Genomic DNA, 18800 nt, shown 5'->3' on the forward strand with positions numbered 1-18800 from the left:
CTAAAAGCAGCTTAACCCTGTCCATTTTTTCGGGGGAAGATCAAGTTGAGCCGGTCACTTACCCTGAGGGTAAAAACTCGTTCAAAGGGCCAAAGTGAACGTCTGCATCCGCCAACATAACCGCGAGGATCAGGACAGCCGCGATAATTGCGAGCGCAAGTGCGGACGCAAGGATGGCGAAGCCTATCTCGCTAAGACACCGCTTCATTTAGAATGCTTTGCTAAATTGACATGAGGCTGTTTGTTAACGACAGCGGCTCTATTCGGCGGCCTCGACGATACCGCCGTGCCAGCGATAGACGAAGGGCAAGCCGCGTTGTCGCCATTGGCATCGAAGCAGACCGGACCGCTCACCGTATCGATCGCCTGCGAACGGAGTGCGGCGGCCGCCCGCACAGCGTTGAATGAGCCGGCGTGCTTTACCGCCTGCGCCGAGGCCTGGACGGCGGCATAGGCTTAAAGCGTGTAATGCTCGACCGAGAGCTTGGAAGCTTTGAGTGTGGCCACGCCACCGCCTGCGTTGGCGTTCCTGATCGGATCCATCTCGGGCTCCGCGGGTGATGGCCCAGAAGTCAGCAGTCATCAAAGGATCGCTCCCACGAGCGTAAGGTCGGAAGCAGCATCTGCAGCACGCCAAACAGTCAATCCCATTTCGGTTTGGTAGTCGCCAATATAGGCGAGCTGTAATCTGTTTTTCGTCATTCTCTAGACCGGCACCATGTAATCCGGATGGCGCTTGCGTCGGAGTAATGACGACGGGCCTCAACAAGATCGCCGATGCCGTTGCCGGCGATAACCCTATCCTCAAGGCCGCGTTCCTCGGTTTGAATAGCGTCGCAAGATGTACTCGGCTGCCACAATGCCCCGATAATCGTCGCCGCCGTAGATCCGGAAGACAGTCGTAAGTCCACGTTCCGTCAGCTGAGCGTTGGTTGACCCAGGTGAGATTTGGATAACTCCCCTCGGCGTAAACGTCAGAAACTGGAACTCATGAAGCAGAACCATAAGGGCCAACGACGAGCCTGACTCGATATCCAGTCAGCCTATTTGCAACGGTAATGACCTGCTTGGGATCACAAGCGCCGTCCGCGACCTGCAGTATGATCCTGGTATGGAGAAGTAAACACGAAGCATTCAGCGCCTCGACGACTTCAGCCGCACCATTGTGCATTTGCGCGCCGAATGCGGCGCTGCTTCTAATGATCGGACCAGCTACCGCGACGATGACGTCGGTCGCGGACGCGGTGAAAGCCAAAGCGCAGGATAAGAGTGCAACGGCTGCACCGGACCTTGTAGGCCAACTCAACATTGTAGAGCTCCCGATGTTTATCCGAGTATGCAGTCAATTTGTGGCTCTGAACGTGCCGCGGGCCCAAAGCGATGTTCGGGTAGTCGAGGTTGTTCCTCCAAGCTGGACCAGCAGCCGTGGCGACTACGTTTACAATTTGACGCTACGTGCGGTTCAAGCCCTTTGACGGGTGCTCTCGATCATTCGTCGATCAGCAGATCGAGATAGCCACTGCGGGTCGCAGCGCGATGAGTGATCAAGCCATCAAGCGGGAATCAAAACCGCCGAGCGCCAGTGACGTCAAGAAGTGCATTCGCAAGCAGAGCCGCAGTGGTGCGGAGCATCCCTGCGGGGTCAGTGCGGCTGATCCTCCAGGGCAACGAGGGCGCGGTCGAGATACAGCATGAGGTGCGGATCCCACCCAGCCAGGATCCGAGAGTTGCACAATCGCGCGAGAACGTTCAGGACGGTTGAAACGGTCGAATCAATTCCGGCGAATTCTTTGATCAGCACGCGCGCCTTAAGCGCCACGGCCTTTGTGCGGTCGCTGCACGGATGCTCCTCTCGATCCATACAATCGCGCAGCTCATCGCGGATACTCCGCCACCGCTCCTCGCCGTCAGCAGCTAAGGCGCATGTGCATGGACGAGGCGGAGGGGGTTTTTCAACCATCGACATCGCATTCAGCGTGGCAGGTAGCTCGTCTACACTCACCTGTGCATCGCCGTCCGTCGTCATGTTGCGCAAACGATCTCGTAACTGAGTTGTACGAGCAACTTTAACTTCAATACGCTCCAGGTGCTTGCGTAATAGGTCCGTGAGGGAGGTGCGGCCGTTCATCGCCTTCCGGATCTCCTCAAGTGAGAAGTCGAGATCACGGAGAGCCCGAATTTGATGTACTCGTTGAATGCTTTCGCGGTCGTACATCCGGTGACCGCCGTCCGTGCGCTCCGACGCAGCAAGTAGCCCCATGTGCTCATAGTGATGCAGAGTGCGTACCGTTACTCCAGTCGCACCTGCAAGTTCGCCAATGCGCCATCGACGCCTTCGTGGTGTAGCTTTTGTCATGATTTTCTATTTTAAAGCCTACAACCTGACGCCACGTGAGATTCAAGCTATTTCAATGGTCTAACTGAACCTTCTTACACTTCGACACAAGCAAAGAGCCCTATCGCGAGTGTCGCTCGATCAAACGGCGGAGGTGAAGGCGTCCATCAAAATAATCAGAGATGCCAACTCGGCACCGCGTGCAGCTCCGCGCTGCAGGACGATGTGGGCGATCGCTGTTCGATTTTCCGGAGTGCGCATCGCTGCGGGCAAGGCGGTAATTGCTCGGTCGAAAATCTCTCCCAAAGTTGAAAGCTCCTCTGAATCGAAGATGCGATGCTCTTGTTGCAACGTTCAGCTCCTTGATTCTCATTGCGCTAGCGGGCGCACGTGGCCAAGGTGTTTGGCTGTGGTGAGGCCAAAAGGAGACCGACCGGCGACGCACAGGACGATGACGAGTATGCACATCAAGTGATGCCGTTGTGCAACACCATCGCCATCGAGCCTGACTCGAAGCCGCGCGTAACTGTTGTCCCCACGTTTGGTCAGCGGAATGCTCGCGCACTGCAGATTTCGAGCGCACCTAAAAATCGCGGTTGTTCTTGGCCGTGGATTGCGAGGCTTACCTCCCGCAGCTCCAATCGCGACTTGAGGCCGTTGCCAACGGGGCGGGCTCGATAGCAATTTGCAATCGCCTGCACAAGGTCAGGAGCGATCGAAAAGACTGCAAACCGTCGCGAATCCGGAGTACAGGATTGGTGGAGGCAGTGAATCTAAGCTGGGACGCAGTTGAGCTGCTGAATTTGTGCCACTGATGAGGGCATGGCAACTGTTCCGTTACCGCGAACGAGGCTCGATTACTTGCGATGCTTTGGTGGGGGCGGATTGGTTCGTGGATTGGATGACGATAGGCGTTGATTGAAGTTAGAGCGCCTGGATGGCTGCCTTACGTCACGCCGAGAACCCCATGCGGGAGGACTCCTGCAAAAGTATCTCTCGCATCCATATGCTTGCCGGATCGGTGTTGTGAAAGGCGGGCCATTGGACGGCTTCGGTGAAGACGGGAAGTGACGACGGCAGGTCAACAATCCGCAGCGGGGTGGTTTTCTCGAAATGTTTAACCAGCCTTAGCGGCATTACTCCTATTCGGTCAGTGCCTGACAGCATGGGTGGGATCATGCAAAAGCTCTGCACGGCAATATCGATGCGTTGCTTAATCCCGTGCTGAAGGAAGAACTGTTCCTCGATCGAGGAGGTGTGTGCAAGAGCCCACCTGACCGCAACCTGTCGTAGCTGCATATATTTCTCGAATGATAGCCGGCGCGGTAGGCGGTTGTTCGTGCGGCAACCTGCACACACGAGCCGTTCACAGAATAGTGGCGCCTTCGGATGCGCGCTCGACATGAATGGCTCGGGCATGATCAGAAAATCGATGTCACCTCGCCGGAGAAGCTCATCGTGGTCTTCGCTGAGCGGCAGCAATTCGAAGCTTACTGTGGGAGCGTCTCGCGCTGCACGCTCTACGATCTGCCGGAAAAAGAGCGAGGTGGCGCAATCGGAAAGACTGATTCTGAACCGACGAGTCGATTCGGCTGGATTGAACACTTCGCGCGCAATAATGGAGAGTCGGATGTCGAGCAACGCGTTGCGAACAGGGGTGGCAAGGCTTTCTGCACGCGGTGTCGGGACAAGTGTTCGACCTGTCATCGTAAACAGCTCATCGTCGAAATAGGCGCGCAGCCGGGCGATGGCGGCGCTCATGGCCGGCTGACTGAGGTTGATGTTGCGAGCTGCGGCGATGAGTTTGCGGTCGGTCATCAGTGAATCGAGCGCCACCAGAAGATTCAAATCAAGGCCGTTGAAGCGCATGCTCGTCCAACTGAAGGCGCTTGGATTGGGCGACAGTCGCGGCGTCTATGATGGTATCCATCTTCCACCTGAACTGGTCCATCCGAGTTACAGCGCGAGTGCTATGAAACCGCCTGCGTGCTTGATCGCTGCGAGTAGACGACTTCAGCGTTGAACTCGCCGGCGGGGCGGAATGGACCATTATGGCGCTCCAGCAACCGCTTGTAGCGCCAGATCGATCTTATAGCGACCACAGCAGTGTAGCCCTGAGTTGCGCCATTGGGGCGCAAATCTGCCGTCCGTCACTGATGACCGCGTGCTTTGTCCTTGGCCGCCGAATGCAGGCCTACAACCTGACGCAGCGTGAGATTCAAGGTAGTTGTATTCGGCGGGGCGTCTCTTCGCGAGGGTTTTGTCCTCCTTAGCGCCACAGTCTTCGGAAGATCATTGCGACGTGACGATCGCTAAGCCAAATCGTTGCAGCCGACAGCTCTTGGCGGCTGAGCCGTGCCACCATCCGCAATGAAGATACATCGAAGTTTAAGGCGCCTTGCCAAGCAGCCCGTAATGCACCTGTGCGTTAGAAGAACCGGTCACTATAAGGCGCTCATGAACGTCCCGTCGTGTTAGTGACGTATCTAGCAATGCCTGTGACGTCGGGGCGTCTCATGCCCAGAAGCCATGTTGGCGGCCTCCTGCAACAATATGCGCCGCATCCAAATACTTGCCGGATCGGTATTATGAACGGCAGGCCATTGGACGGCTTCAGTGAACGCAGGAAGCGGGAGCGGTGGTTCGACGATCTTCAGGAGCATTTGCTTCTCGAAATGCTGAGCTAATCGTAACGGCATAGTCCCGATGCGAACAGTGCCCGATATGACGGACGGGATCAAGCTAAAGCCCTGCACAAAGACCTCGATGCGCCTCTTGAGCCCATGTTCAAGCAAAAACCAGTCTTCAATGTTAGGCCTTAATGCTCGTCCAAACTTGGTTGCGACGTGTCCCATCGACATGTATCTCTCGGCTGTTAGCTGGCGGGATAACTGCTCGTTTGTGCGGCAGCCTACGCACGCAAGCGTCTCCTCGAACAGTGTTGCCTTGGGGTGCGCGCTCGACATGAACAGCTCCGGAAAGACAAGAAAGTCGACTTCACCGCGCCTGAGAAGCTCATCGTGCTCATCGGAAATCGGCAGCAACTCGAAGCCCACCGCAGGAGCCTCTCGCGCGACACGGTCAATGATTCTTCGAAAGAAGATGATTGTCATGAAGTCGGAGAGAATGATCCTGAAGCGGCGGCTCGATTGAGCCGGGTCGAAAGCGTCCTGCGACATAATAGAGAGTCGAATGTGCAGCAGAACCTCGCCAGTCGGGACCGCCAGCCCTTCGGCCCGAGGTGTTGGGACAAGTTCGCGGCCTTTCATCGTAAATAGTTCATCGCCGAAATAGGTGCGTAGCCGGGCGACGGCGGCGCTCATAGCCGGCTGGCTTAAGTGAATCTTGCGTGCCGCCGCGGTGAGATTGCGCTCGGTCATTAGAGCATCGAGCGCAACAAGAAGATTTAGATCAAGGCCCTTGAACCGCATACTAGGGATCTATCCGTCATGTGGATGTGTTCTATCGAAACAATCGATTTTACCACAGCGTGGATTATTGGATAGCAAACTTCAATCTAAAAAGGTGAAACAGGCATAACATCATGGCCATCGCACTTTGCGTGAGCTCCGAAAAGAAGTTGAGGTTCGTATGCGAGCTGCACCGCGTCGGATTGGCGCAGCGATGGCTCGATAGGAGGCGTTGGGACTTGCTAAACACTTGTATGGGTTCTCCCTTCATTTCAATATTGCCGGTTTACGTTCGTACAATTGAGTCATTGCGCGGTTTCGCCTTTGTTGCACGACGAACGGCACGCGCGGTTGCGGGCGCCAAATCGTGCCGCGACTTGCCACAGGCGTCGCTTGGCCCATCGCGTTAAAGGCATGTTGAAAATGAAGACCCCACTAGACCTAGTGCAAGTGTTTCGCGCGTTTATTGCGTGCGCCGCCATCAATCGCTACGCGTCGGGCGAGAGTGATCGAGCCGCGCTGTACGCGTCTGGTCGTACCGGGATCCGCATTCCAACCACTCGGCTCTTGGGGGGGGGTGTGGTGGCACGAGTATTGAAGCCAGGCTCTACGCACCGGCGCACCTTGTTTCTGTGACCAGTCATTGAGCGAGGGAGTCGCTAACGGACCAGGTCCGCTCCCAGCTAGCTCTCGGTGGCTTGCCATGAACGTTGCCGTATCTACAAATAGGGAAGGTGTCTCAATGCGTCCGAAAGTTCAGTGGAGAGTGCGCTGGGAAAGTGAACTGTGCGTCGCCGACCATGTCGAACTTTCCGAGTTCTTTCGGAAGAGCTACGGGCCGACCGGTGCCTTCAATGCGCAGCGATTCCAGGACAATCGTAGTTGGGCTGGTGCGAGGCCCGAGGTCCGCGCAATCGGCTACGACGCTCGCGGTGTAGCCGCTCATATTGGTTTACTGCGCCGATTCATCAAGGTCGGTGAAGTCGATCTACTAGTGGGCGAACTGGGATTATACGCTGTGCGCCCCGATCTTGAGGGGCTTGGAATAAGCCATTCGATGCGCGTTATGTATCCCGTTCTGCATGGGCTTGGTGTTGCGTTTGGCTTCGGTACAGTGCGACCCGCACTGGAGAATCATATCGCGAGATTGCTTGGCCGGCAGGGGCTCGCGACAATCATTCCCGGCATTCGCGTGCGTTCGACCCATCCGGAGGTGTATCTGGATTTGTCGACTAGCCGCCTCGACGAGGCTCTCGTTCTGGTGTTGCCGATTAGGCGATCAATAAGCGAGTGGCCGACTGGTACGATTATCGATCGGAACGGGCCAGAGCTGTGAATCATCCCGATCGCCTGCCCGTCGTGCGTAGCGAGTACGCTGACGCCAACGGAAATCGCTGTGTCTATTTGACGTTCGACGACGGTCCAAATCCATATTGCACACCAGACGTGCTTGATGTTCTGGCAGAACGCAAGATCTCGGCGACGTTCTTCGTCATCGGCGCATACGCAGCGGAACAGCCGGATCTAATCGAACGCATGATCGCTGATGGGCATGAGGTCGCAAATCACACGATGACTCATCCCGACCTGTCCAGATGCGAACCAGCCGAGGTGCAGAGTGAAATACAAGGAGCCAGCGAGGTCATTCGTGCGGCTTGCCCGCACGCCCTGGTACGGCACGTACGCGCACCCTACGGCAGATGGACTGCAGAGGTGCTCGCGACGGCAGCGAAGGCCGGGCTGAGCGCGGTACACTGGTCGGTGGATCCAAGAGATTGGTCTCGCCCTGGGGCTGATGCGATTGTGAACGCAGTGATGGCCTCTGTCCGACCGGGTGCAATCGTGCTTTTGCACGACGGATGTCCTCCAAGCGAGCTGGCACAGCAAACTCGTGCTGGGCTGCGCGAACAGACCCTCGCGGCGCTTTCGCAGCTCATTCCTGCGCTCCAAGAGCGTGACTTTGCCCTCTCCCCACTTCCTCAACTTCAGTGAAACTGGAACCCTATGGATTTGCTCGGCACAACCAGCACTGTTGCTGTCTCATGTTACGCGCTGCTCTCGACTGTCTACAAGAGCTTGCAGGCGTTCTATGCTACGCGAGAAAATGCACCCTCGCTATCACGTAACCTCACTCATCCTGCGCCCGCTCTGCCAAGCGTCGATGTCATCGTGCCCTGTTTCAACGAGGAGCCGCACACGCTCGCAGCCTGTCTATCATCCATTGCTGCTCAGGACTACGCCGGGAAATTGCGGGTCTATGTGATCGATGACGGTTCGGCCAATCGCGCCCTTCTAGAACCCGTTCACAGGATCTTCGCAAGTGACCCCAGATTCAGCTTCATTCTGCTCGACAAAAACGTCGGTAAACGCAAGGCGCAGATAACCGCAATACGACGTTCGTCTGGAGAGTTGGTGCTCAACGTCGATTCCGACACGATGATAGCGGCCGACGTAGTCACAAAACTTTCGCTGAAGATGAAGTTTCCGAAAATCGGTGCGGCCATGGGTCAGTTGATCGCTAGCAATCGCAGCGACACCTGGCTGACAAGATTGATCGATATGGAATACTGGTTGGCTTGCAACGAAGAGCGCGCGGCGCAGGCTCGATTCGGCGCCGTCATGTGTTGCTGCGGCCCGTGTGCTATGTATCGTCGATCCGCGCTGCTGTTGCTGCTAAATCAGTACGAATCGCAGTTCTTTCGCGGGAAGCTCAGTGACTTCGGTGAGGATCGTCATCTTACAATCCTCATGCTGAAGGCAGGTTTTCGAACCGAGTACGTCCCGGATGCCATCGCGGCAACGGTGGTCCCGGACCGCCTGGGGCCTTACCTGCGTCAACAACTGCGCTGGGCCCGCAGCACCTTCCGCGACACGTTCCTTGGACTGCGCCTGCTGCGAGAGCTTGATGGCTATCTTACGCTCGACGTGATCGGACAGAATATCGGTCCATTGCTTCTCGCGCTGTCGTCCTTAACAGCTCTCGCGCAGTTCGCCGTCACGGCCACAATGCCGTGGTGGACAGTCGTGACGATCGCGTCAATGACCATGGTTCGCTGCGGCGTAGCGGCGTTTCGTGCTCGCCAATTGCGATTCATCGGCTTTTCTCTGCACACACCGATCAACATCGTTCTTTTACTTCCCGTGAAAGCCTATGCGCTGTGTACGTTGAGCAATAGCGACTGGTTGTCGCGCAAGGTGACCAGCGTGCCGAGTGGTGATGAGAAGCAGGCTGTCATCCAGAGCCGAGCGTCCGACAAAGAGCTGCAGGAGGTTAGCAGTTAGCTGCGGCAATTCGCGGACGGAACTTTCGTGCAGTGCCAGGCGGCCGCCTGTGACCTACAACCTTTGCGGCGGTCCGTGATCGACTACGATGCAGGAGAATGCCCAATGACGCGGGACAAGAGGTACCAGCTATTAGAGCGTGAATTGGCTGCCGATGATCCGTGGCGCCTCAACAGTAATCCGTTTGAAGAGAAGCGTTACGCACAGATGCTCCGGATGTCGCAATCCAAAGAGGTCATTAGCAACGCCCTTGAAGTCGGATGCGCGGCCGGTTCGTTCACGGAGAGGCTGGCTCCCCACTGCCAGCGTCTCATGGTGGTCGATGTGATGCCGCCGGCGATTGCTCGGGCGCGCCAACGAACGAAGAGGTGGTCGCACATCACGTGGATAGTCGCGGACATCGAACGGTTTTGGAGCTCGGAACTGTTCGATCTAATCGTGGTGGCGGAGGTTCTTTACTACCTAGACGACATAACCGAAATGCGCGCAGCGATCCAGAACCTAACGAGTATGCTAGCGACAAACGGGCGACTTGTTTTCGGATCGGCGCGTGATGATAAATGCAGGCGCTGGGGACACCCTGCTGGTGCTGAGACCGCAATCGAGATCTTCAATGAAACGTTGATTGAGGTCGAGCGCCTGCAATGTCTAGCGGAGTCCGGTGAAGAAGAGTGCCTCCTCGTCCTGTTTCATAATCCGGTTCGATCGTCAGAGCTATCGAACTGCGGTGATTAGGCAAGAAGGAAGTATGCGCATCTGCGGTATCAAGCTGACCCATGTTGGATCAATCGCTGTTGTCGATGACGGACGGCCTGTCTTCTGCACCGAGCAAGAGAAGGCGCAAACACTTTCGGCCTGTTGCCCGGTTTGCCTGGAGGATCAGGCGCCGTCCATTTGCAGCCCCTGGAACGGCCAGATCCCTACAAGCGTTTCGATCAACAGAGACGGCAGGAGTGGCAGGACAACGTTCCAGCAGTTGTACATCTGGACGGATCTGCGCGATTGCAGACAATTCCTAGAACGTCTCGACATAAGGTCGCCGAGCTCCTTCTTGAGTATGAGCGACTCACAGGGATTCCGCTGCTTCGCATTGGACGTGCCAACCACCACGCACGCGGGTTCTTTCCGGATGCACAGCAGCGTGCCATTCTGGGCGCGTGGAGCATGTATGGTGGTGCGACGGCTTGCTCTCGATCAAGGCGGTCATAAGGGAGCCGTCGGCGCGTGAACAACTTCTTCCAGCCTAGTATGAACATGTCCACCGCAGCAATCGATCTTGCCGGCGTAAAGAAGTCATTTGGTGACAAGCTCGTGGTCAACGAGCTGTCGTTTACGGTCGGCCGTGGAGAGTGCTTCGGGCTTCTCGGGCCGAACGGCGCCGGCAAGAGCACAATTGCGCGTATGGTCCTTGGCATGATGTCGCCTGACGCAGGAGAGATAAAGGTGCTGGACGAGCCCGTACCGGCTCGAGCTCGCTTGGCACGCATGCGCATCGGTGTGGTCCCGCAGTTCGATAATCTCGAAGTCGAGTTTACCGTGCGTGAAAACCTCTTGGTATTCGGTCGCTATTTCGGGATGGGTGCGCGCAAGATCGAGAGCATCGTGCCGTCGCTGCTTGAGTTCGCTCGCCTGGAGAGCAAGGCGGGCACCCGCGTCTCCGAACTGTCCGGTGGCATGAAACGGAGGCTGACGTTGGCGCGCGCGCTGATCAACGACCCGCATCTGTTGGTCATGGACGAGCCGACCACCGGTCTCGACCCGCACGCGCGCCACCTCATTTGGGAACGCCTGCGATTGTTGCTGGCGCGCGGCAAGACGATTCTTTTGACTACACACTTCATGGAAGAAGCGGAGCGGTTATGCGATCGGCTGTGCGTGCTTGAGGATGGAATCAAGATCGCTGAAGGTAAGCCTCACGCGCTGATCGAAGAGCACATCGGCTGCCACGTGATCGAGATCTATGGGGGCAATCCACAAGAGCTGTATGCATTGATCAGGCCGTATGCGCGGCACCTGGAAGTAAGCGGCGAGACGCTATTTTGTTATGCTCCTGATCCGGAGCAGGTTCTCGTGCGATTGCGCGGGCGTGCCGGCCTTCGTCTTATGCAGCGTCCTCCAAATCTCGAGGACGTCTTTTTGCGATTGACCGGACGCGAGATGGAGAAATAAGCGATGGGTGAGGGTTATGCGGCGGCCATGCCCGCCAACGCGCACAATTGGGTCGCTGTGTGGCTTCGCAATTTCTTAGCATGGAAGAAAGTCGCGCTTGCATCGATTCTCGGCAATCTCGCCGATCCCATGACCAACTTGTTTGGCCTCGGGTTTGGGCTCGGGATAATCGTCGGGAGCGTTGATGGTACTTCATACATCTCGTTTCTGGCGGCCGGCATGGTTGCGACGAGCGCCATGACCGCTGCGACCTTTGAAACAATGTACGCGGCTTTTGCCCGCATGGCTACAATGCGCACTTGGGAAGCAATCCTATCCACACAGCTGACACTCGGGGATATCATTCTAGGTGAATTGGCGTGGGCAGCCAGTAAGGCCGTTCTGGCCGGGGTAGCGATTGGAGTCGTCGCCGCCATATTGGGCTATGCGCCGTGGCCATCCATTCTCTATGCGATCCCAACAATTGCGCTGACTGGCCTCGCTTTCGCGAGCCTGGCGATGGTCGTCATATCCCTTGCACCCAGCTACGATTATTTCGTGTTTTATCAGACGCTTGTCGTAACGCCTATGGTGTTTCTATGCGGCGTAGTCTTTCCGCTGAGCCAAATGCCCAGCTCATTTCAGCATTTGGCGGGGGTGTTGCCGTTGGCTCATTCGGTCGAGCTCCTTCGTCCAACAATGCTGGGCCGCCCGATGCTCGATGTCGGCATACATATCGGTGCGCTTTGCATCTACGCGGTGTTGCCGTTCTTTCTGTCCGCGGCACTGTTTCGTCGACGTCTGATGCGGTGAGACAGCATGCCACAGAAAACGGCGATGCGAATGATGCAATCTTGCGAGATGACGGCGTGTAGAGACGATGGAGCATGCGACAATCACCTCGACAAGCCTTCCGGAAAAAAAGACATCAGTTAAGAATACCGCGCCCAGAGGCGATCTAATGGCGGTTCCAATGCCAGCGCGACTGTTGGCTGAAGCGTAAACCCGCGCTCTCGGGGAGAGGCGAAAGTACAACTTTGGAATGGCTGTTGGGCCGTCCTGTTACGATTAAATGGAGAACGAGATGCTGTGTCTAGGATTGAGCGGCGGGCTGGACAAGATTTATGAAAATCCACTCGCGCTGTCGAACACGTTTTTGCACGATGGCGCAGCCGTGCTCGTCCGTGACGGTCGGGTCATAGCAGCCGTCGAAGAGGAACGCCTCAATCGAATCAAGCACTCGAACAAGTTCCCAAGCAGTGCGATCCGATACTGCCTTGCAACGGCAGGAGTGCATATCCGCGACATCGACCGTATCGCCTTCTACGCGAGTGAAGCCTATTCCAACAGCATGCTCGAGCGGCTTCTTGTGGCTCAGCCGGATGCCTTTATTCCGTTGAATGCCAAACTGTTGCTGAGGAATTTGCTGGCGCAGGAGTTCGATGCCGAGATCGATGAAACGCGGCTCTCTTTCGTGCACCACCATCACGCGCACGCCGCAAGCGCCTTTGCGATGTCAGGATTTGAGCAAAGCCTCATTTTTGCAGTCGACGGCGGTGGCGATTTTCTCTCGGGGCTTTTGGCGGTAGGGTCGGGAGCCAAAATCACCGAACTCGCGAGTTTTCCGGAGAATAATTCGCTAGGGCTGTTTTACCTCGAGGCCATCCGATACCTCGGGTACGGCCTGTTCGACGAATACAAGGTTATGGGACTTGCCCCCTACGGGGATCCGGCGCCTTATCGTAGGCTGTTTGAACAGTTCTATGAACTCTTGGACGATGGTGGCTATCGTGTTCACCTAGACCGAATCGGACCGACACTGCTCCGCAACATTCAGGTCCGACGAAAGGAAATGCCATTCACGCAACAGCATCGAGATGTGAGTGCTTCGTTGCAGGAGGCGCTAGAGCGGATCGTGTTTCACATCCTTCTGCACTATCGCGAGGCGACCGGCATGAAGCGTCTGTGCCTGGCTGGAGGTGTAGCTCACAATTGCACCGTGAATGGTAAGCTGCTTTACTCCGACCTTTTCGAAGACATATTCGTCCAACCCGCGGCGCATGACGCTGGTTGCGCATTAGGTGCGGCACTAATGATGTCGAGCGATTTAGGCACGCCCGCCCCCCCGTGAGCGACTTCAGGATGTCTATTGGGGCCCCGACATCGGAACCGAGCTTGCCGTAGAACACGAACTGAGTGCATGGGCGGGGCTCGTGGACGTTGAACGTCCGGATGACATAGCTGCAAGTGCAGCGGGTTGGATGGCCGATGGTGCCGTAATCGGCTGGGTTCAGGGTCGTTCTGAGTTCGGACCACGGGCGCTAGGCAATCGCAGCATTCTTGCTGACCCTCGTCCGGCTTCAAACAAGAACCGAATTAACGCGATGGTCAAAAAGCGCGAAGGCTATCGCCCGTTCGCGCCATCTGTGCTGGAGGAGGATGCGAACGAGTTTTTCGAGCTCCCGGAGGGCAAGCGCGAATTTCCTTTCATGAACTTCGTGGTCCGCGTGCGCGAGCCAAAACGTACTGTGCTCGGCGCCATCACGCATGTCGATGGTACTGCTCGGCTGCAGACGGTATCGCGCAAGGCAAACCCACTCTACTGGGAGGTTATCAACGCGTTCAAAGAACGAACGGGAGTGCCGGTGCTGCTCAATACGTCGTTTAACAACAATGCCGAGCCGATTGTGGATTCCGTACCTGACGCGATCACCACATTTTTGACGACCGACCTGGATGGACTTGTGGTTGGGCCGTTCCTTGTCAAAAAGCGTACTACAGCGCTCGAGGACTGGACCGTGCTGGCGGTTTCATTGCCGCCGTATGTGTCCCTTCATCGAGTTCGTGCTTTCGCTTCGGAGGATCACCAGGAGACTGTGTGCGAGATCCGCAGAGGACACTCGCGCGGTGACAGTGTGGGAATCTCACATGATTTGTTCGATCTCCTGATGCAGATCGAGGGGGAAACGGTCCTCGGATCCCTTGTCGATAGACCTACCCTCGACCCTGCCAAACGCGAAGCTCTCGTGAAGGAACTGCGGGGATTGTGGGAACAGCGTTGCGTTCGCCTTTATCCGCCTGGCGCTGCTCGCATCAGACAACGCGGCGTTTGCGTCGGGTGATCCATACATCGGTCTTCGGTAATAACGACTCGTACCTGCAGCTGAAACGAGGCAACGCGAATGCTCGTCAGTGACCCGATGAATGATCGGTTCGTGATTTCTCGACGACGGACTGGGTTCGGTGATTGCCTGTGGTCGTTGGCGTCAGCCTGGCGTTACGCAAAGCGGACTGAGCGGACGTTAGCCATCGATTGGCGTGGCTCGTGTTATCTCGATCAGCCATTCACCAACGCCTTTCAAGTGTTCTTCGAACCAGTGCAAGCGATCGATGGCGTGCGAGTCATTTGTGATGACCAGATCAATCAGGTGTCATTTCCGGGGCCGTTCTTCCCGCGCTGGTGGAATAAAGCACCGATAGACTGCGTTTATCGGCCAGATGAACAGATTTTCCGAGAGCGTGACGAACTGGGTCGACTTTTCCAAAGTGCCGAAGATGTCGATGCGAAAACCGTTGTGTGTGACGCCTGCTTTATGTGGCGCTGCGATCAGGACGCCGAACGGCAGATATTTCGGACCATCAAGCCGCAATCTGAAATTCAGGCTCGAATTGATGGCATTTACCAGGAGTGCTTTGAGGGGCACAGTATAATCGGGGTTCATGTTCGCCACGGCAACGGGGAAGATATTATGGGACATGCGCCCTATTGGGCGGATCCGGAACTCGCGTTCAGGCAGGTATGTACTGCCATCTATAAGGCGAAAGCATTAGTGCATCCAAGACCGGTGAGGGTGTTCTTGTGCACGGACAGCGCGCTGATTGTCGAAAGGCTATCTGGAATATTTCCCGATCTCTTCACGATCCCAAAGCGTTTCCAGTCTCTTCAGGCTGGACCTTTACATAGTGCAGCATTGGGCGCCGAAGGCGGCGTTTCTGCTCTCATTGAGATGTATCTCCTCGGGCGATGCGATACCGTCATTCGGTTTCCACCGACGAGCGCTTTCACCCGCTATGCGCGCCTCTTCGCGCCACGCATTATTGAGTTCGATTTGAAGGACCCGACGCGGTTGATCTTAATTGAAGAATCGTCGAAGGGATCGCGGCTTCATGAACCTATAAGCAACTGACCGGCTTTGTCAGAGTACCATCCGGTTGAAGATCGTCGGGTAGTCTCGGATCGTGACGTGTGCAATTGGCGTATGACTCAATGCTCCGGCGAGTATGCCGGGTGGGTGATTCACCAGTTAACGGAATGTTTGTTTGCGGATAATCGCGTGTTTGTTCGAGGTTCTCTGGATCTCGCTTGATCCGGAGCTAAGAGGGAAGCCGGTGTGATGCTGGCGCTGCCCCCGCAACTGTAAGCGGCGAGCCGCTGTCCAATACTGTCACTGAAGCCGGTTGGCTTCGGGAAGACCGGATAGCAGCGATGACCCGTGAGCCAGGAGACCTGCCCCGACAACATGTTCGTCCACGGGCGGGGTGTCCCGGTGGTGCGTCGAGCAGTCCGTTACGGCGGCTTTCCTGCACGCATCCGCCATTGCCTTGCCTGTAGAAGGCTTGCCCCAACTAATGGGTTGAAGCAATGTCTACCATTTCACTTCCTGTTGCCACCTTGGGTATGCCGCGCATTGGCCCGCGCCGCGAGCTCAAATTCGCGCTCGAAAGCTACTGGACGGGAAAGTCAAGTGAAGCCCAGCTCTCCGATGCTGCGGCCGGACTTTGCATCGCCAGCTGGGCGCGGCAGAAATCGTTCGGTGCAACGGTCATTCCGTCGAACGACTTCTCACTCTATGACCATGTGCTCGATACCAGTGTGATGGTCGGTGCCATTCCAGACGCTTACGGTTGGACCGCAGGTCCTGTGTCGCTAAAGACCTACTTCGCCATGGCGCGCGGCGCACAGGGCGAGAGTTCAGATGCGAGTAGCGACGCCGACCGACACGGCCCGGCGGCGCAGGAAATGACGAAGTGGTTCGACTGGTGCCGGAATTTCGGAAGGACCAACCTTCACTCTTTCCTCTCGTAAGCCGATTGAGGAATATGAAGAGGCAAAGAGCCTTGGCTACCAGACACGCTGCGTTCTGGTTGGCCCAGTCAGTTTCATGAAGCTGGGCAAGAGCGCAGATCCGGCATTGAGTCCGTTGTTGCTGCTGGATCAGCTTCTGCCGGTCTATGTCGACGTCCTTCGCGAGTTGGCCAGATGCGGTGCGGAATGGGTTCAGCTCGACGAAAACCTCGACGATGCGTCCCGCAGCGCGTTGAGGCGCATCTCTTCGGCGAAGCTTTCAATTACCCACAAAGTCTCCTCCGACCATGACACCTAGCGCTATGTCGGTGAGACGTGACAGCCCGCGCCACATGACGGTATTGCCAGGTGGCGGATCGCTGGCGCGGGCGAGATAACCGCCGAGCCGGGCGACCTTGATCAAATAGTGCGACAGCGTTTTCCGTCTTGCTTTTGGTCTGTCGTTCACGAGGCGATCGAGCACGCCGATTTCAGTCGCGGTCAACGCGAGGGTTGGCGGCGCGTCTGGAGCCGAACGGTTGAGCATCGTCATCCAAAAGACCCGCCAACTCAGGATGCAAAAGAGCGAGATCAGATTGGTCAGACGCTGGGCGGTCCTGAGCTTGGACTCCTCAGCTTTGCAGCCTGATTTGAGGATCTTGTGGAACACCTCGATCTTCCATCTCAAAGCATACCATTCGAGCTTCTCAATGGCGTCGGTGCGGGAGCTAACAGGCAGATTTGTGATCAGCTTCCACTCGATTTTCTTTCTATTCTTCGGCGTCATGCGTTCTTCGGCATGGATCACCGTCAGGTCAGCGCGGGATAGCGCTTCTGCTTTCCGATCGGGGGCAGGACGCGAAGCTTGCGATATCTGATCTCGAGGACGGCTTCATCGGGATCGCCGTTGTTGTTTCTGACGTTGATGCGATGCAGTCCTTTGACGGCAACCTCGTCCGTTTCGTCGGCGATCGTGTGATTTCCATCCCCGGCCAAACGGTCAACGCAAGTCCTAATCACGAAATGCGTTCCAGCTTCCCGGGCCGCGCAGAACAGCTCATAGATGTCGCTCTCGCGATCACCGACATGGATGCATCGTCCCGGATCGCCCAGCAGCTCTGTGGATTGACGGACATTGTCCAGCCACCGAATGCTCTCCTTCTTCTCGATGGGAACGCGCGTCGGATTGATCTTCTTCTTAAGCGCGGCAGTCCCCTTGAATTTCTTCCGGGTCCAGAGTTTGACCGCCGCCAGTCCAAGCGGCAGCCCTTCGGTTGTCACCGCCAGGCTCGAGTGCATCAGGATGCCGCAAACCGTGTGCGACCTCAGGCGGCCCGCCTTGTCGCGCCCGCTGTTTATGCTCTTGGTGATCCCGATCGCGTCTGAGTTCTCCCTTTGATAACTGAACTCGGTCGTATCGTGGAGCACTAGAATAGGCCCGTCGGTGGCAATCGTGCGCTCACGCGTCGATTGAAAGTGGCCGGCCAGAATGTCCGCCTCACTGACCCGGTCGTTGGAGAAAAAACGATACGCGGCCTTGGTATTAGCCCAGTCCTGGCACACCAGCGGAATGCTTTCTCCCATGGCGCTCCCGATCTGCGCTACCAGTTTGCGGAGCCGCTTATTCAGGCGCTCGTCGGCAAGGTTGCAGCCAGCGAGCTCGCGATCAAACCATGCGTCGGCTTCTTCGTCCATTGGCACCGCCCCCTGCGAATCGGTGCCAGACAAGGAATCACGGTCGATTCCTGCGATGCAATAGTTGGTGCGCTCCCTCAGCCCTCTCGGCTAAATGTGGGTAATTGAAAGTCGGCGAAGGCCGCCTTGTGTAGTTTGCGAAGCGGCCTGAGGATTTGACCTTAAGTCTAGCTTTAAGGTCACGTCGGGAATGCAAGTCAATGTGTTGGGCGCCGAGCGTCGGCGGCGATGGAGTTACGACGAGAAGGTCCGCCTTGTCGAAGAGACCTTGCAGCCCGGCGAGACGGTCTGCGGCGTGGCACGCCGGCACGGGGTGGCTCATAGCCTGCTGTTCACCTGGCGTCGACAAGCGCGCCAGGGGCGACTGGGCGGGGATTCTCCGCCTGCTCTTGTTCCCGTCGAGATCACACCTGTAGCGGTTCCGATCTCGAGCGGCGCACCACAACTGGCGTCTTCACCGCCTGCGCAGCGTGCAAGGGCTGGAATCATCGAGATTGAGCTCGGGGGCGGCTGTCGTGTTCGCGTTGACCGTGACGTGGATGTTGAGGCGCTGCAGCAGGTTCTTGAGCTCTTGCGACGACGATGATCCCGATTCCGAACGGCGTCAGGGTCTGGATTGCCACTGGCCACACCGATATGCGTCGCGGCATGCGAAGCTTGGCTCTCACAGTTCAGGAAAGCCTGAAGCGCGATCCTCATGCTGGCGATCTCTACATCTTCCGGGGCCGCAGCGCCCAACACGCGACATTCTGCATACAGTCTTCGAAGCGCGACAATTGCATATCCGTGGCATCCGCTTTTTGGACGGACGCTTCAAGTCGCACCGTTCCGACGCGGCAAGGATTTGAAGTGCATCTACACAGAA

At 56.8% G+C, this 18800-nt stretch carries 15 protein-coding genes, 3 pseudogenes and 1 riboswitch; of the genes and pseudogenes, 12 read left to right on the forward strand and 6 right to left on the reverse strand.

Going from position 1 to position 18800, the window contains the following annotated elements; all coding sequences use genetic code 11:
- Nucleotides 1-1642: 1642 nt before the first annotated feature.
- From AC630_RS16000 to AC630_RS16015, 4 genes are all read right to left on the reverse strand, one after another.
- Nucleotides 1643-2356, reverse strand: a complete 714-nt coding sequence (locus tag AC630_RS16000) for a MerR family transcriptional regulator (protein ID WP_083636288.1) — start codon at nt 2354-2356, stop codon at nt 1643-1645.
- A gap of 120 nt (nt 2357-2476) precedes the next feature.
- Nucleotides 2477-2686, reverse strand: coding sequence for a hypothetical protein (locus tag AC630_RS16005; protein WP_074119476.1), 210 nt, complete (start codon nt 2684-2686; stop codon nt 2477-2479).
- A gap of 600 nt (nt 2687-3286) precedes the next feature.
- Nucleotides 3287-4204 (reverse strand): LysR substrate-binding domain-containing protein, encoded by a 918-nt coding sequence (locus AC630_RS16010; RefSeq protein WP_074119477.1) that lies wholly within the window; start codon nt 4202-4204, stop codon nt 3287-3289.
- Between the two features lie 617 nt (nt 4205-4821).
- Nucleotides 4822-5766, reverse strand: a complete 945-nt coding sequence (locus AC630_RS16015; protein WP_074119478.1) for a LysR family transcriptional regulator — start codon at nt 5764-5766, stop codon at nt 4822-4824.
- 682 nt (nt 5767-6448) lie between these two features.
- On the opposite strand from AC630_RS16015, the gene AC630_RS16025 reads away from it, so the two are divergent.
- From AC630_RS16025 to AC630_RS16075, 10 genes and pseudogenes are all read left to right on the forward strand, one after another.
- Nucleotides 6449-7081, forward strand: a complete 633-nt coding sequence (locus AC630_RS16025) for a NodA family N-acyltransferase (RefSeq protein WP_074119480.1) — start codon at nt 6449-6451, stop codon at nt 7079-7081.
- Nucleotides 7078-7737, forward strand: a complete 660-nt coding sequence (gene nodB, locus AC630_RS16030) for a chitooligosaccharide deacetylase NodB (RefSeq protein ID WP_074119481.1) — start codon at nt 7078-7080, stop codon at nt 7735-7737. The genes AC630_RS16025 and nodB overlap by 4 nt, the downstream gene beginning before the upstream one ends.
- Nucleotides 7738-7749: 12 nt before the next feature.
- A complete protein-coding gene (nodC, locus tag AC630_RS16035; RefSeq protein ID WP_143198074.1) occupies nt 7750-9027 on the forward strand; it encodes a chitooligosaccharide synthase NodC in 1278 nt (425 codons plus the stop codon).
- A gap of 105 nt (nt 9028-9132) precedes the next feature.
- Nucleotides 9133-9762 carry a nodulation methyltransferase NodS gene (nodS, locus tag AC630_RS16040; RefSeq protein ID WP_074119482.1) on the forward strand — a complete coding sequence of 210 codons (630 nt, stop codon included), beginning with the start codon at nt 9133-9135 and terminating at the stop codon, nt 9760-9762.
- A gap of 104 nt (nt 9763-9866) precedes the next feature.
- Nucleotides 9867-10274 (forward strand): annotated as a pseudogene (locus tag AC630_RS42885) (carbamoyltransferase C-terminal domain-containing protein); the annotation flags it as partial.
- A gap of 1 nt (nt 10275) precedes the next feature.
- Entirely contained in the window at nt 10276-11196 is a 921-nt protein-coding gene (gene nodI / locus AC630_RS16055) for a nodulation factor ABC transporter ATP-binding protein NodI (protein ID WP_208867021.1), read from the forward strand.
- A 3-nt stretch (nt 11197-11199) separates the two neighbouring features.
- Complete coding sequence (locus AC630_RS16060) at nt 11200-11988, forward strand: ABC transporter permease (protein WP_074119483.1); 789 nt, start codon at nt 11200-11202, stop codon at nt 11986-11988.
- Between the two features lie 271 nt (nt 11989-12259).
- A pseudogene (locus tag AC630_RS16065) lies at nt 12260-14297 on the forward strand (carbamoyltransferase family protein).
- A 60-nt stretch (nt 14298-14357) separates the two neighbouring features.
- Nucleotides 14358-15362, forward strand: a complete 1005-nt coding sequence (locus tag AC630_RS16070; RefSeq protein WP_074119484.1) for a nodulation protein NodZ — start codon at nt 14358-14360, stop codon at nt 15360-15362.
- 141 nt (nt 15363-15503) lie between these two features.
- A riboswitch (cobalamin riboswitch) is annotated at nt 15504-15704 on the forward strand.
- Between the two features lie 113 nt (nt 15705-15817).
- Nucleotides 15818-16496 (forward strand): annotated as a pseudogene (locus AC630_RS16075) (5-methyltetrahydropteroyltriglutamate--homocysteine S-methyltransferase); the annotation flags it as partial.
- 24 nt (nt 16497-16520) lie between these two features.
- Here the strand turns inward: AC630_RS16075 and AC630_RS47010 are convergent.
- Nucleotides 16521-17048, reverse strand: coding sequence for an IS4 family transposase (locus AC630_RS47010; protein ID WP_245330417.1), 528 nt, complete (start codon nt 17046-17048; stop codon nt 16521-16523).
- A gap of 2 nt (nt 17049-17050) precedes the next feature.
- Entirely contained in the window at nt 17051-17935 is an 885-nt protein-coding gene (locus AC630_RS47015; protein WP_245330418.1) for an IS4/Tn5 family transposase DNA-binding protein, read from the reverse strand.
- Between the two features lie 190 nt (nt 17936-18125).
- Between AC630_RS47015 and tnpA the strand changes: the two genes are divergently transcribed.
- Both tnpA and tnpB read left to right on the forward strand, forming a co-directional pair.
- Nucleotides 18126-18521 carry an IS66-like element accessory protein TnpA gene (tnpA, locus tag AC630_RS48330; RefSeq protein WP_074119485.1) on the forward strand — a complete coding sequence of 132 codons (396 nt, stop codon included), beginning with the start codon at nt 18126-18128 and terminating at the stop codon, nt 18519-18521.
- On the forward strand, nt 18518-18800 hold a 283-nt coding region (tnpB, locus tag AC630_RS42890), incomplete at its 3' end, for an IS66 family insertion sequence element accessory protein TnpB (protein ID WP_143198075.1). The genes tnpA and tnpB, both read left to right, overlap by 4 nt.

The sequence above is a fragment of the Bradyrhizobium sp. AS23.2 genome (assembly GCF_001908185.1).
Lineage (GTDB): Bacteria > Pseudomonadota > Alphaproteobacteria > Rhizobiales > Xanthobacteraceae > Bradyrhizobium.

Bases quoted from the DNA above. Each gene is read 5' to 3' on its own strand.
- AC630_RS16000 (WP_083636288.1), bottom strand. From the start codon at position 2,356: ATGACAAAAGCTACACCACGAAGGCGTCGATGGCGCATTGGCGAACTT.
- AC630_RS16010 (WP_074119477.1), bottom strand. From the start codon at position 4,204: ATGCGCTTCAACGGCCTTGATTTGAATCTTCTGGTGGCGCTCGATTCA.
- AC630_RS16015 (WP_074119478.1), bottom strand. From the start codon at position 5,766: ATGCGGTTCAAGGGCCTTGATCTAAATCTTCTTGTTGCGCTCGATGCT.
- AC630_RS16025 (WP_074119480.1), top strand. From the start codon at position 6,449: ATGAACGTTGCCGTATCTACAAATAGGGAAGGTGTCTCAATGCGTCCG.
- nodC (WP_143198074.1), top strand. From the start codon at position 7,750: ATGGATTTGCTCGGCACAACCAGCACTGTTGCTGTCTCATGTTACGCG.
- nodS (WP_074119482.1), top strand. From the start codon at position 9,133: ATGACGCGGGACAAGAGGTACCAGCTATTAGAGCGTGAATTGGCTGCC.
- nodI (WP_208867021.1), top strand. From the start codon at position 10,276: ATGAACATGTCCACCGCAGCAATCGATCTTGCCGGCGTAAAGAAGTCA.
- AC630_RS16060 (WP_074119483.1), top strand. From the start codon at position 11,200: ATGGGTGAGGGTTATGCGGCGGCCATGCCCGCCAACGCGCACAATTGG.
- AC630_RS16070 (WP_074119484.1), top strand. From the start codon at position 14,358: ATGCTCGTCAGTGACCCGATGAATGATCGGTTCGTGATTTCTCGACGA.
- AC630_RS47015 (WP_245330418.1), bottom strand. From the start codon at position 17,935: ATGGACGAAGAAGCCGACGCATGGTTTGATCGCGAGCTCGCTGGCTGC.
- tnpA (WP_074119485.1), top strand. From the start codon at position 18,126: ATGCAAGTCAATGTGTTGGGCGCCGAGCGTCGGCGGCGATGGAGTTAC.